Here is a 13644-nt window from a genome sequence, read left to right as displayed (position 1 = left end):
AGGGAGAAGCAAAATGAAGAAATTGGTTATGAATGTTTTATTAATAACTAGTGTAGCTGGAATAGTAATGCTTTCAAATCATGATAAACTTCCTGACTCACATGATAAGTTACCTGATAGTGGTCCTGCAAGCACCGAAGTTATCGCATAATCCCATAACCTGACGCAAACTGCGTCAGGTTATTTATTTGCTCTCCTTTTAAAATTAGCTATACTAAACAGTATCTCTATTAGATAAGGAGCGTGCTACTGATGGCATTTTATATGTTCGACGTCGATGGCGTGTTAACCGACGAAAATGCAAAGCCAGACGAAGAAGCAGTAAAGTTAGTGGAAGATCTTGCGAAAGAAGAAAACATCGTCTCTTTCGTGACAGGTCGTTCGAGAGGGTGGCTTTCAGATAACTTGTTTCCACTTCTCAGTAACGATGTCGATTGGTCCACCCTATATTGTGTAGCCGAGCATGGAGCGATCAAAGGTCGAGGCACCGATATATCTTCCTGGAGTTTAGATACTACGTATGTTATCGATGACGAGGTAAAACAGTTGCTATACGATGTGAGCAAGCATTCCGAATTCCAAGGGCTTATCGAATGGGATGATACAAAAGAATCGATGGGTACGGTTGAGGCTGTTCACGGAGAACCTGGTGATCGAGAGCATCTTAGGAATACAAGAAAAGCCCTACAAGATTACGCTTCGAAGATTGAATCAATCTCTATGGACTCTGGAAATAAAACAGTTGTCTCTACGTATGGTGTTGATGTTATTCACCCTGATCTATCAAAGAAAATTGGCGCTGAGTGGATTATTTCTGAAGTGAAGCACAAGGAACATAATAAGGTACTGGTTTTTGGAGATAGCACTGGGGATATGGTCATGGCTGTAACTGCGCGTGAACAGAAGTATGAAGACATCACATTCCATTGGGTTGGTGAAGGAAGCTCTCCTGAAGAAGACAGAATTTCAACTGTCTCTAGTTCAGCATCATTTTCTAAAGGAACAAAAGAGCTTTTAAAAAAGCACACTGGCTAATAAAGGCCAGTGTGCTTTTCGTTTATCGAATGTCAATTGGACGATTTTGTTCCAGTGATTCGTAAGATGCTTCGATGACTTTTAAGTTATTTACGGTCAGTTCACCGGAGTAGAAAGGGCGTTTACGATCCATCGCACACTCTGCAAAATGCTCGACCATCAACGTGTACTGATCACCATCGATCGGTTCGAATCTCGTTTCCCCTTCACTGTTAGTTATCTCGACCACTCCCTCAGCATTAGGTGCATCAGGACGGTATGCGAACGGCACTTTAATACTTCCCTTCGTGCCGAATACTTCATATACATTGTTCATTTGACGCTCAAAACTACAATCAAATGAGGCGGAAACGCCATTTGGAAATGTAAGGATACCATTCGCTGACAGGTCTACCCCTACGTTTTCAGAAACGTTCCCTTCAACAAACACTCTTGTCGGTTCACTTCCGAGAATATGACGAGAGGAGTGGATACAATAACAACCAACGTCCCAGATACTTCCACCGCCAAGTTCTCTATTCAACCTTATGTTTTCAGGGCGGTCTCCAAGATAGAAAGAGAACGTTGAACGCATATACTTCACGTCACCGATTTCTCCAGAAGCAATCACATCACGCACCTTATTATGCTGTGGGTGAAACTGATACATAAAGGCTTCCATAAACGTAACGCCGTTTTCTTCACACGCTCGAACCATTTCTTCAGCATCTTGTGCTGTAATCGCTGCAGGCTTTTCACACAACACATGCTTACCTTTTTTCGCTGCTTCGATCGTCCATTTCTTGTGGAGAGTATTTGGAAGAGGAATATAAACAGCATCGATCGTTTCATCATCAAGCATCTCTTCATAGCTGTCATGATACCTTTCGATTTCCATCTCTTCTGCGAACGCCTTCGCTTTCCCACTTCCACTCGCAACGCTCACTACTTGAACATTTTTTGCAGATTTCATTGCAGGAATCAGAGCTTTTCGGGCAATATTTGCAGTACCCATGATACCAAATCTAATCGTCATCTTACCCTCTCCTTTGTCTCTTGTTTACACGTATAGCTTAGCATACGTGAGCCTTCATTCATTTTAATATGCCTGTAAAATTTTCCTTTACACTACCCCCATCTTGAATCGTCTTAAGCCGAAACATTAAGTAATCCCTTTAATCCCCCCTTTTGATTATAAGGAAAAGTAAGAGCCGCCCTCCATTTGGAGAGCGGCTCTTTGACTGTCTTCTTTATTTTGAAAAGCGTCTGATCACTTCAATCAATTCCGGACGAATATGTTTTTCGAGATCACTGATTTGAGCTTCATAGCGATACTTCTTTTCGATACGATGCTGATGTTTGCTGTTCTCAAGCATCCAGTGCAGCCATTCATCGTCTCCCGTTTCAGAAAAAGACTTGCCTTCACTGCGCTCATCAAATAAGTCGGATAACAACTGACCCAGTTTCTTTTCAGGATGTTGACGCCAATACGTTCGCAAAGCATCACATACTATTTCGATTTCCTGTTTATCATGCATCGAATCACGTCCTTAAAGGTGAGGCTATAATATATACATTTTCAAACAAATATATTTGCTAAACTTGGTTACTCAAAAGCATAACACAGAAATGAATATATTACACTACTCCAGCTATAAAGGAAACACCCACTTTTTGTTTCAAAAAGCGGGTGAAGTCTCTACTGTAAACTAGATTGGATAGCATGATCCGTGCTTTGGGAAATCGCTTTGTCGCCCCCAAGAAGATAGACATTTGTAGAATGACTACCATTCTCTAAATAACCTTTTATAACGTCAGGTAGCTTCTCTTGTTTCGTTAGTAGTACAGGCGCTTGCATCGCAGCCGCGAGAGAGGAACCTGGAAGTGCATCAATAAAAACATCTCCGTTCGCAAAGAACACATTAGAAGCTGCAAAATTAAATTCCTTCGCTACTTCTACACTTGTTTCGTAACGATCTTTTCCAGCCACACGACTAACATTGACTCCCTCATTTTCCAAGCCATTTTCAACTGAATCTGAAATAACGCTTGTTCCACCTACCAAAGTTGTTTTGTGAACCTTGACAGTTTCTAGAAAATTATTAGTAGACTCATTTAAATTATCAGGTGGTGTTAATAAAATTGGAATCTGTGAGGCTGCTGCATAGGAAGCAATCGAAAGCGCATCAGGCGATGAATTACTACCAGAGGCAAGTATAGCTTGATTAAAGTTTCCTACTTCCTCCGCTATCTCTACCGCAGTTGCGTAGCGGTCACTTCCACTTAATCGTTCAACTTCCTGTACATAATTCTTGTTTTTAAGCGTTTTTTCAATGCTTTCAGAAATCGCACTATTCCCGCCAAGAACGTAAATCTTTTGAGGCTTTAAACGGTTCAATTCTTTTTCTACATGTTCATTAAGTTGATTTGGTGGCGTTAATAAAAGAGGTGCATTATATTTTTTAGCTAATACACTTCCAGTTAGAGCATCAATCGCTACATCTCCACGCCCGATAACTGCTACATCGGACTGATTTGTCCAGCCGAATTGAGATACAGCCACACTCGTTTCGTAACGGTCTAAACCTGAAAGCCTTTTACTTGATACCACAGTACCTTCTTGTACTAACTTTGTATCAGTATAGTAGAAATCAAGAATTTGATCATACGTACGCCCTTCTTTGGACTGCTGATATGCACCGTATTGACTCATACCGATACCGTGACCGAAGCCGCTGCCATGGACCGTAAAGGAATCACCTTCTTTATCGACCTTCTTAACATAAGGACCTTTCATAATCGAAGTACCAATCATAAATCTAATTTTATATGAATCATCATTAATTACTTTTGTATGTTCTTCAATCTTCCCATCTTTCATTACAAAGCCATCAGGTTTTTTAATGAAGTAACTAAATGATAGACTACCTTCTAATACATCATTATTATTGAATGGAGGTAGTGTGAATGACAGATCATTGATTTTTGTAATTTTAATCTGATCTTTGGAGCTAAACCCGTATTCACTTACGAGTCTAGATTTAATATTTTTGATTTCTGTAGCATCATTGTCTAACTCAGAAACATTATCCCACCATGATTCAGGTTTTTTTAAATCCAATTTTGAGGTATCGATTTGGTCTTTCCCTAATGTATAACTCCACGTATCATAAGGATTAGGGCTTCTCTTATCATAGGGATCTTCCTTCCCTTGAAGATATGGAATTAATTTACTACCCCAAGAATTTGTGTTTGACAGTACTCTTCCCCCATTGCTCGAAGAATAATAAGCACCGATGTAATTTAATCCACCCTCATCATTCGAATGTTTCAGTACTTTCCCAGCTGTCTCATCAACCGCTCGATTCGTCGTGTCATACCAGTGCATCCCTTTATACACCTGACTCATCGTAGTATCAGTAAACGGATATCGATCTGGGTTTGCTTCTTGATTGAGCATATCTACTTTAGCAAAAGTTCTGGCTGCAACTGCCTGTGCTTTAAGGGCTTCTTGACCGCCATGATCACCCCAATAAGGCATCATTTCACTCGGTACGACTCCCTTAAGATAATCCTCCATCGGCAACGTGTTGATTGGACGAATATAGTTTCCTTCAACAGTCATCTCAATCTCACCAAGATAGCTTTTATCCCCGAGTTCTATGTAACTATCTTTCGCACCTGTGATAGTAGGAACCAACGTCATGCTATCGCCAAAATTCCCAAGCTTCGAGTTCCCTTTGTACAATACAACATCACCGGATTCTGCTTTTACCTTAAACTGATTACCATCATTACTTTGAATGTTGATTTCACTACCATCTACATGGTAGCTACCATTCACATTGAAGGAAACTTCTGTTTTGTTTTTAATGAAGTTTACTAGTCTCACAGAAACGTGGTCCTCTGCTGCCTCGACATGTTGAACCGACAACGAAAGTGCTAAAATGCCTACTAAAAGTGATGTGAATACTTTCAAATCCCTTTTCCCCCTAAGTAATTTGTCGGAAAATAAATTTTTCCCTTTTACAACACTTTAGCATAATTTCGACATATTGAATGGTAAAAATGACAAATCTTACATAAATAACATAGAAATACCTATAAGGCGATCCCTTATAGGTTCTTTTTTACTATAAAAGTTTCTCTAACCAACTATTTTTCCCTTCACCTTAGGTACATTGCTGTGACTACCTATCAATAAGAGAAATATTATGACCCCAAAACATCCACCAGCGATGTCCACAAAGACATCCATAAGTAATGAGCTCCTTTCTGGGAGGAATGCTTGTACCATTTCGTCCATTGCCCCAAGAGCACCTATACTGGCTAATACCAAAGAGATTTTAACGACATATGGCCTTACTCGAAAAACAATCATTAAGAAAATCGCCAGAAAGCTATACATAACAAAATGACCTGCTTTTCTAATGAGGAAATTCACCATGCCGTCTTGACCATTCCTCTCGAGGCTCATTTCGTGAGGCCCATAGTGAATGATTTCAGGTAAAAATCTGCTAGTGGAGAAGTGTTCAGCTAGAGGATATTGAAGAACAGCAGCTGTAATAATTGCCATCCCCATTACAATGTAAGATAAAAACAAGATTGAACAAATCGTACTCAAGATTTTCATAGAAATATTCCTCACTCCCCTTAATCGTTACGATTATTGCCAGGAGAAGTGAGTACTATTCAACTTGATTCAGCGATTTCTTTAAGAGCTGAAGCTCTAGTATGAAGAAAGCGGTGCATATATCGTTTGAGGAAAAGTACGTTCGCAATGGACCCCACTAGTCCAAAAGGGGCTTTATAAATAAACTGGTCAATCATTAACGTTACGCCGTCAAATTCTTCAAACCTATGTGTATGTATAAACGAATGAAAAGCTCCAGACACCATCTCATCAATAAACCAATCTGGTCTATTCAATGCAGTGATTTGAGCAGTCAACGTTTGCTTCACTCCCAGATGAGTTGCTTCCCACGTTACATAATCACCAACTTCTAATAGTCCTTCCGTTACGCCAGCAACCGCTTTTTCATCTGTCCCTTTTGCGCTCTTTGTATGAACATCGACGTTTCTTGCAAGATCAAAGCACCTCTCGATCGGAGCTTCAATGAATGTTTCTAGATAAATGACCGGCATTCTCCTACCCCTTTACAATACCAAGTTCGTAAAGATTAATATTGAATATTGCTTGTTTTTTTAACCGAGTAGAGGAAAGTCCTCTACTCTTCTAATTTTGGTGCAGTGACTTCTTTATGTTTACTTCTCTTATACTCTCCCTCAGGGTTTGGAAGGCTTTCAGTCGGAGTTTGATTATTCGTGATCGCAGCATTTTTCTGAGCTTTTCTTTTCTTCATATCGTTACCTCCTTTTTCTTTGTCATAGTTTAAACTCACACAACAAATTCATGTACAAAAATATTTTTTTATAATATTCAGACATACACACCCTTAAACTCTCTCGATGTGTTCGAAGTAGTAATATGAGGAGAGTTTCGCCATAAAACATCCAAAAGGGGGAAAGGTCATGAAAGATTCTTTTCTACTGCTTGCCTCACTATCTGAAAGAAGATACGAAGAATTGGTACTTGAATTTGAAAACAAGCTTGACCGTCGCCTCTCAGAAAATGAAAGGGATTTCATTGAGTTCTTAGTAGAGCGTGAACTAACCGAAGAACAGCGAATGATCTGATCCGTCCATGTTTTTCACCCCTTTATAACATGTGAACGATTAATACGACCTGTATTTTGTTACCTTCTCCGCATCCTTAATAGGAATAACGAAGCGTGTTTTCACTCTTCCTAAACTTGGGAAACGTATTATGATTCTTGGGGTTAATAGATTATGAAAAAAAACAATTTTCCCAATATACAGGTCTATTGGATTACGTTATACTATTATTGAGGTCAAATTTCGACAAATTTTATTTTTTCAGGTCTTCACAGTAACCGTCATACAATCGTACGAGAAAGGCAAAACCATTGAAAAATGGTGACGCAAAGCTAAAGGGACTTCACGGTAATGACGTTCCGAAAGTCAGCCAGCTGCCGAACACGTTCTCCAGTCGATTTGTGGCAATAAAGGGGGAGTAAAATATGAAAGGAACCTGGTCGACTCCAGAAGAAATTCAATATAGGAAAGAGCGTAAGGAAAAGCTCATCTATATCCTCATACCGATTTCGGCGATTTTAATTGGAGCAATGATTGCTTTACTGACACAGTTAACGTATTAATGCCTTAGAGCCTTTGTTAGGGCTCTTTTTATATTACCCTACAGTTTGCCCAACTAAAAAGAAGCTGACATGATCAGCTTCACAAACTTACTTTGTAACAGACTGTTTTTGTTTTGTTTTAAAAAGAAGATTGATGCCCTTCATTATTCCTTTGATAATAAGATAAATGAAAAACAAAATGACAAAACCTTTTAATCCAATGACGGCATCTTCAAATTCCATATTTCCTCTTCCAGTAATCTTCTGCTGAATTTCAATTGCAAAAACAACGACTAACAGTACCGTAAACGTATAAATAAACGAAATAGACGTTATGCTCCATTTAGAAAGAAGTTTAAAAACAACTTGAACGAAGACAAAACCAACCATTCCTAATATACCCATGACCCAGAAATGCAAATCCTTATCACTCACCACAAACCCTAAACCATACACCACTTCGATGAGAATGTCGTGTAGTTCATTTACGATGGCCGCGATTAATTTAATTAGTCCCTCCATTAGTCACGTTCCTTTTCATGTGTACTTGACTTCATTTTAGAGAGAGGACAACTAAAATTGCAAGCATTTTTACGACTGTGGCTGTGAGTTCAACTCCTGATTATTGATCGGAACATCGGTCATATCTTCTCCACAATAAGGACAAATCCACTCACCGTTTTGGTTGCTGCTATAAGAAGGCTTATGACAGTTGACACACGTTTTTTCTACCACCTGATCACCTCACTCCGTCTTAACATCCTATCAATCCCACCATTTCCATATACTCACAAATATTTTACCAAAATACGGTAACATATCAAGCACAACCGTATGACATTATATTACAAAAACATATAAAAAAAGCAGGTTAGCAACCTGCCCTTCGTACCGTTTTGTTAATTGAGCCATAACTCGGCCTACCGATCGATTCATAGATGAGTCCGCTCTCTTTCGCTTTCTCAAGACTATAGCAGTTCCTTCCATCAAAAACGAGGGGTACCTTCATATAGCGTTCGTAGATCGTTAAATCTACTGATTTTATTTCCTCCCATTCCGTTATGATAAAAGCTGCATCAGCATGCGTTAAGGACTCTTCAATCGTTTCACAGAATATAACTTTTTCCGACAGAAATGAGCGGGCATTTTCAATGGCAACCGGGTCATATCCACGAACCTCTGCACCTTCCTCTAAGAGAGTGTGGGCAATTGGTATCGAAGCGGCTTCACGCATGTCGTTTGTATTAGGTTTAAAAGCAAGGCCGAGAAGAGCAATTTTCTTATTTCTTAAGTCACCCATAACATCTTTTGCTTTCTGTACAAGCTTCATTTGTTGAGCGTTGTTTACTTCTATAACAGACTTCAATAACGTAAAGTCATGATGATTGTTTCCTGCGATTTGGACAAGTGCCTTCGTATCCTTCGGAAAACATGATCCTCCATAACCGATACCAGCTTTCAGAAATTCATTTCCGATCCGGTGATCCTTGCCCATCCCTTCTGCGACATCTTCTATGTTAGCACCCACTTTTTCGCAAATGTTTGCTATTTCATTAATAAAGCTTATTTTCGTTGCCAGAAAAGCATTAGAAGCATACTTAATCATTTCTGCACTCCTGCTATCTGTTCGATAGATTGGAATACCAAATGGGAGGTTGATCGATTCGATCACGTCTCCTGCATACTTATCGTCTGCACCGATAACAATGCGATCCCCATTAAACGTGTCATGAACTGCAGACCCTTCCCTTAAAAACTCAGGGTTGGAAACGATTTGAACGTTAATTCCTAGAGAAACATTTTGCTGAATCGTTCCCTTTATCCGTTCATTCGTCCCTACAGGCACAGTACTTTTCGTAACGATAATCGCATTTTGTTGTAACGCATTCGCGATATCTAATGCTGCTGCATCTATATAGCGAAGGTCTGCAGTGCCATCTGGATGTTGAGGTGTACCAACCGCTATGTAAATAACGTCAGCATTTGCTAATCCAACATGGTGCGAGGTAGTAAATGATAAACGGTTCGCTTTACTATTCCGCTTCATAAGCTCTTCTAAATTTGGTTCGTATATAGGAGATTGACCATTTGACATCACCTTCACTTTTGCCTCATCTGTATCGATACACGTCACATGATATCCGATTTCAGCAAGACTTACTCCCGTAACGAGACCAACATATCCTGTTCCGATCACTGCAATTTTCACATCTAGCCCTCCTCTACTATGTACTTGTCTTTATTATAAGAATGTTTATGTCGTATAGACGTGATATTGTGATAACTAAACAAAACATTAATAATGAATTAACACCTCCCAATATTACCGTTTTTTCGATATGATAGTTATTAAACTGCTCAATTTAGAAAGTGTGAAACCAATGATTTTTTTACAAAGATGGATATGGCTTATACTTGCGTCGCTTATGATGATCATCCTTTTTCTATCCTCTAATACACCCTATCAAAATCAAGACGTTAAACCTCTATTTAAAGAGTGGGTCAAGATTGAACAAAAGGATCTTCCCCAAATCGAATTTCGTTACGATGGAGCCCTCGTTACACCATCTGAACCATATCGATATGTTGAGTTTTTCTTAAGAAAAGGGGCACATGTCGTTTCTTTTGGCTTACTTACATTTTTCTGGATACTGTTCTTCATGAAACGATACACCCTTAGAAAATCACTGTCTTTTGGATTCTTACTCGCATTCCTCTATGCTTTGTTCGACGAATACCATCAAAGTTTAATTCCAAATCGCACTGGACATTTGATCGATGTCTTCATACCGGATACGCTCGGAATGGTGTTAGCTTGTTTACTTATTCTCATATTATCCTTAATCAAAAATAAAAAAGCCGGAAATGCCTCCTAAAGAGGTTTCCGGCTTTTCCACCTACATATTCGACTATTTATCGTCTCCCATTCCTTTTAGGAAAAGAAGTAACATCGATAACGACCGATTAATTTCTGGGTCTTTTAAGGCTTTGAACAAATCAAGATAACCTGTTTTATGGTCGTTGTCTTCATTATCAGCAACATTTTCAATTCCATTGTTAAGCCGATCGATCAAAGGCTCTAGCTCTTTCACATTGATTCTTCCAAGTGCTCCGACCAATAGCATCAAATTCTTAATCGCCATCGTATTTTCCGGAGTACTAAGAAGGTCAACAAGCACTTTGAGAACACGGTCCCCTTCACCAAACATCCCATTAAGGAGCGAAATAACGCCTCTATCTTTCATATGCCCTACAACTTCCAGCGTTTCAAGTAAAGCTTCTTTGTTATCGATCAATGCATCTTCAATCTCTTTTAAATCTATAGCTCTGTTCTCATCTTCTGTTAGTTCAATCTTTTTAATCGATTTAATGGCCTTTGCCAAAACGGCTCGCCTCCTTCTTTACCATATCTCCTGGGAATAGATAATCCTTTCGTGCCCATTTACGTTCTACTTGTACACCGATTTGTGGTTGCGGGTTACCAAATCGATGGTTTACTTTTGGAAGCGGAGAAGACCCTTTATCTTTTAAAATTTCCATTTTTGCTTTCACTTCTTTATAGACAGGGGTATCCGTATCTTTGTCTGCATAGCTACTCGTCAGCAAGTTGATCGCACCCTCACCTGAATCGTTCAATGGAACGTAAACTTCTTTTCCTTGTACTCTGTCCGTGACGAGACATTTAAGTTTTATCGCGCCATACGGAGAAGAGAGCCTTACTAACGTGCCATCCGTTAAGCCTCTTTCTTCCGCTAGTTCTATGGATACTTCTATGAACGACTCTGGAGTTTTGGCTTTGATACCTTCACTTTTATATGTCATATTCCCTTCATGAAAATGTTCAAGAAGTCGGCCATTGTTAACATGAAGATCATATTCATCATCGAACTGAATCGGCTCAGTCCATTCGAGTGGAAACAATCGAGCTTTTCCATCTGGAAATGGGAAGTCTTCCTCGAAAAGTAGCGGTGTATCTTTCCCATCTGCCGTAACTGGCCATTGCTGACTATCATAGCCTTCTAAACGGTCATACGAAACACCTGCAAACATGTCTGCAAGCTGTGTTGCTTCACCCATAATATCTCGAGGATGATCATACTTCCAATCTGCACCGAGTTCATTTGCAATCATCATAATGATCTTCCAGTCCGGTTTGGAATCACCAAGCTCGTCAAGAGCTTGATAAAGTCGTTGAATCCGTCTCTCTGTATTGGTAAACGTACCTTCCTTCTCAAGACTCGGGCTCGCTGGAAGAACAACATCTGCATATTCAGCGGTCTTTGTTAAGAAAAGATCCTGAACGACAAAGAAATCAAGTTTTTCAAATGCTTCATGAACATAGTTCAGATTAGAGTCTACGATTCCCATGTCTTCACCCTTTAAGTACATACATTTAAGGTTTCCATCATGAATACTTTTGACCATTTCATGATTGTTAAGCCCTATCTCTTCAGGTAGCGGATTACCCCACGCTTTTTCGTATTTTTCTCGGACTTTTTCATCTGTGACTTCTTCATACCCAGGCATCATGTTCGGCATGCTTCCGAAGTCACTTGCTCCCTGAACATTATTATGTCCTCTAAGCGGATAAGCCCCCGTTCCAGGCTTACCATAATTTCCTGTTACAAGTAATAGATTCGATATTGCAGTACTCGTATCAGATCCTCCGCTATGTTGCGTTACACCCATAGCCCATAGCGCAACCGTACTGTTCGCTTCGTGAATCATCGTAGCAATCTTTATCAATTCTTCTCGAGAAATACCGGTCACATTCTCTGCGTACTCTAACGTGTATGGTTCTAAACTCTCAATATAATCAGCGAGACCATTCACCCGATCTTTTAAGAACGCTTCATCCGCCCATCCCTGATCGATAATATATTTTGTAACTGCTGAAAGCCACACAAGGTCTGTGCCAGAAGATGGACGAATGAAAAGATCGGAACGCTCAGCCATTTCATGCTTTCTCAAGTCAGAAACGATGAGTTTTTGGCCGTGAAGCTTATGCGATCTTTTCACACGGGTCGATAACACTGGGTGTGATTCGGAAGTATTCGAACCGATGACGATGACGAGCTCTGACATTTCAATATCTGTGATCGAACCTGAATCGCCCCCGTACCCAACCGTTCTGAACAACCCTTTTGTGGCAGGCGTCTGACAATAACGCGAGCAATTATCGATGTTGTTTGTACCAATTACACTCCTGCCTAATTTCTGCATTAAGTATGATTCTTCGTTTGTACATTTTGAAGAACTTATAAAAGAAAGGGCATCAGGACCGTGATGTTGTTTTATGTCACTGAACTTACTTGCAATCAATTTGATCGCTTCATCCCACTCCGCTTCTCGGAATGATTCTCCTTCTCTAATCAGTGGCTTTGTTAGTCGTTCCTCACTATTAACGTAATCCCAGCCGAACTTTCCTTTCACACAAGTCGAAATTCCGTTTGCAGGAGCTTCAGCTTGTGGTTCTACTTTTAAAATATCGCGACCCTTCGTCCACACGTCGAAGCTGCAACCTACGCCACAGTATGTACATACCGTCTTTGTTTTCTTAATCTTGTTTTCTCTCATCGCTGACTCCATGTCAGAAATCGCAAGAATAGAGTTATAGCCTGTTTCAACATTCTTTGTTAGCTCGATCATTGGACGAAGCGTGCCATCAGGAATGCCTGTTAAGAAACCCGCTTCCCCTTCCATTCCTTTTTCCATCATCGCATTACAAGGACAGACAGTAGAACAATGTCCACAAGAAACACAAGATGACTCATTGATTGAAACATCGTTATCCCAGATGACTCTTGGTCTTTCACGTTCCCAATCGATCGTTATCGTTTCCGTCACTTGAACATCCTGGCATGCCTCTACACAGCGTCCACACAAAATACACTGATCTGGATCATACCGATAAAATGCGTTTGAATCATCGATCCGTTCAGGCTTAGGGTCAAACGGTACTGCTTGGTGATCTTTCTTCATTTGTTTCACGGTATTATGAATCTCGCATGTTCCGTTGTTATAATCACACACTGTACAGTACAACTCATGATTGTAAAGAATGCGATCCATCGCAATATCCTGTGCTTTCTTTACATGAGGAGCTGTTGAATTGATGTTATCCCCATTTGAGAGTCTAGTAGAACAACCTCTTACGATTTCTCCGTTCACTTCTACCATACATGTATCACATGTCTCAATGGCACCTAAACTCGGATGATAGCACACGCTAGGTAAATCGAGCTCATTGTTATGTAAAGCATCAAGGACACTCATACGGTCATTTACAACTGTGCTCTTTCCATTAATCGTAACCTGAATGGTTTCAGACACTATTCTTCACCCCTATTTCATTCATTGGAAACCTATTCCTCTATACCCTATCCGTAGCCATGATAGGCTGATCTTTAGA

General features: G+C 39.9%; 16 protein-coding genes and 1 riboswitch. Of the genes, 5 read left to right on the top strand and 11 right to left on the bottom strand.

Annotated elements, in window-relative coordinates:
* Window positions 1-13: 13 nt before the first annotated feature.
* Both ACXADT_RS06440 and ACXADT_RS06435 read left to right on the top strand, forming a co-directional pair.
* Entirely contained in the window at window positions 14-151 is a 138-nt protein-coding gene (locus ACXADT_RS06440; RefSeq protein ID WP_474833793.1) for a hypothetical protein, read from the top strand.
* 101 nt (window positions 152-252) lie between these two features.
* A complete protein-coding gene (locus ACXADT_RS06435) occupies window positions 253-1035 on the top strand; it encodes an HAD-IIB family hydrolase (protein WP_474833791.1) in 783 nt (260 codons plus the stop codon).
* 22 nt (window positions 1036-1057) lie between these two features.
* On the opposite strand, the gene ACXADT_RS06430 is transcribed toward ACXADT_RS06435, so the two are convergent.
* From ACXADT_RS06430 to ACXADT_RS06405, 6 genes are all read right to left on the bottom strand, one after another.
* Window positions 1058-2050: a Gfo/Idh/MocA family protein gene (locus tag ACXADT_RS06430; protein WP_474833789.1), complete on the bottom strand. Its 993-nt coding sequence runs from the start codon at window positions 2048-2050 to the stop codon at window positions 1058-1060.
* Window positions 2051-2264: 214 nt separating this feature from the next.
* Window positions 2265-2552, bottom strand: a complete 288-nt coding sequence (locus tag ACXADT_RS06425; RefSeq protein WP_270180138.1) for a hypothetical protein — start codon at window positions 2550-2552, stop codon at window positions 2265-2267.
* A 161-nt stretch (window positions 2553-2713) separates the two neighbouring features.
* Window positions 2714-4993, bottom strand: a complete 2280-nt coding sequence (locus tag ACXADT_RS06420; RefSeq protein WP_474833787.1) for a cell wall-binding repeat-containing protein — start codon at window positions 4991-4993, stop codon at window positions 2714-2716.
* 168 nt (window positions 4994-5161) lie between these two features.
* Window positions 5162-5647: a VanZ family protein gene (locus ACXADT_RS06415; RefSeq protein WP_474833785.1), complete on the bottom strand. Its 486-nt coding sequence runs from the start codon at window positions 5645-5647 to the stop codon at window positions 5162-5164.
* A 59-nt stretch (window positions 5648-5706) separates the two neighbouring features.
* The gene (locus ACXADT_RS06410) at window positions 5707-6159 is read right to left on the bottom strand and encodes an SRPBCC family protein (protein WP_474833783.1); all 453 of its coding nucleotides are present in this window, start codon (window positions 6157-6159) and stop codon (window positions 5707-5709) included.
* Window positions 6160-6242: 83 nt separating this feature from the next.
* Complete coding sequence (locus tag ACXADT_RS06405; RefSeq protein WP_270180142.1) at window positions 6243-6377, bottom strand: hypothetical protein; 135 nt, start codon at window positions 6375-6377, stop codon at window positions 6243-6245.
* A 169-nt stretch (window positions 6378-6546) separates the two neighbouring features.
* Here ACXADT_RS06405 and ACXADT_RS06400 point away from each other — a divergent pair, with 169 nt between their 5' ends.
* Both ACXADT_RS06400 and ACXADT_RS06395 read left to right on the top strand, forming a co-directional pair.
* On the top strand, window positions 6547-6711 hold the full coding sequence (locus ACXADT_RS06400) for a hypothetical protein (RefSeq protein WP_270180143.1): 165 nt from the start codon (window positions 6547-6549) through the stop codon (window positions 6709-6711).
* A gap of 270 nt (window positions 6712-6981) precedes the next feature.
* Window positions 6982-7072, top strand: a riboswitch (cyclic di-GMP riboswitch).
* A 43-nt stretch (window positions 7073-7115) separates the two neighbouring features.
* Window positions 7116-7253, top strand: a complete 138-nt coding sequence (locus ACXADT_RS06395) for a hypothetical protein (RefSeq protein WP_270180144.1) — start codon at window positions 7116-7118, stop codon at window positions 7251-7253.
* An 87-nt stretch (window positions 7254-7340) separates the two neighbouring features.
* On the opposite strand, the gene ACXADT_RS06390 is transcribed toward ACXADT_RS06395, so the two are convergent.
* The 3 genes from ACXADT_RS06390 to ACXADT_RS06380 form a co-directional block, all read right to left on the bottom strand.
* Entirely contained in the window at window positions 7341-7754 is a 414-nt protein-coding gene (locus ACXADT_RS06390) for a hypothetical protein (RefSeq protein ID WP_474810439.1), read from the bottom strand.
* Between the two features lie 69 nt (window positions 7755-7823).
* The gene (locus ACXADT_RS06385; RefSeq protein WP_474833780.1) at window positions 7824-7967 is read right to left on the bottom strand and encodes a hypothetical protein; all 144 of its coding nucleotides are present in this window, start codon (window positions 7965-7967) and stop codon (window positions 7824-7826) included.
* A gap of 136 nt (window positions 7968-8103) precedes the next feature.
* Entirely contained in the window at window positions 8104-9441 is a 1338-nt protein-coding gene (locus ACXADT_RS06380) for a UDP-glucose dehydrogenase family protein (RefSeq protein ID WP_474833778.1), read from the bottom strand.
* 172 nt (window positions 9442-9613) lie between these two features.
* Between ACXADT_RS06380 and ACXADT_RS06375 the strand changes: the two genes are divergently transcribed.
* The gene (locus ACXADT_RS06375; RefSeq protein ID WP_474833776.1) at window positions 9614-10108 is read left to right on the top strand and encodes a VanZ family protein; all 495 of its coding nucleotides are present in this window, start codon (window positions 9614-9616) and stop codon (window positions 10106-10108) included.
* Window positions 10109-10141: 33 nt separating this feature from the next.
* On the opposite strand, the gene ACXADT_RS06370 is transcribed toward ACXADT_RS06375, so the two are convergent.
* Window positions 10142-10615: a helical membrane plugin domain-containing protein gene (locus tag ACXADT_RS06370; protein ID WP_474833774.1), complete on the bottom strand. Its 474-nt coding sequence runs from the start codon at window positions 10613-10615 to the stop codon at window positions 10142-10144.
* Window positions 10599-13565, bottom strand: a complete 2967-nt coding sequence (fdhF, locus tag ACXADT_RS06365) for a formate dehydrogenase subunit alpha (protein WP_474833771.1) — start codon at window positions 13563-13565, stop codon at window positions 10599-10601. The genes ACXADT_RS06370 and fdhF overlap by 17 nt, the downstream gene beginning before the upstream one ends.
* Window positions 13566-13644 lie beyond the last annotated feature (79 nt).

Source organism: Anaerobacillus sp. ABR4_321, assembly GCF_056158505.1.
Note: the sequence above shows the minus strand (reverse complement) of the source record. Positions and strands in the feature narration are given on the sequence as shown.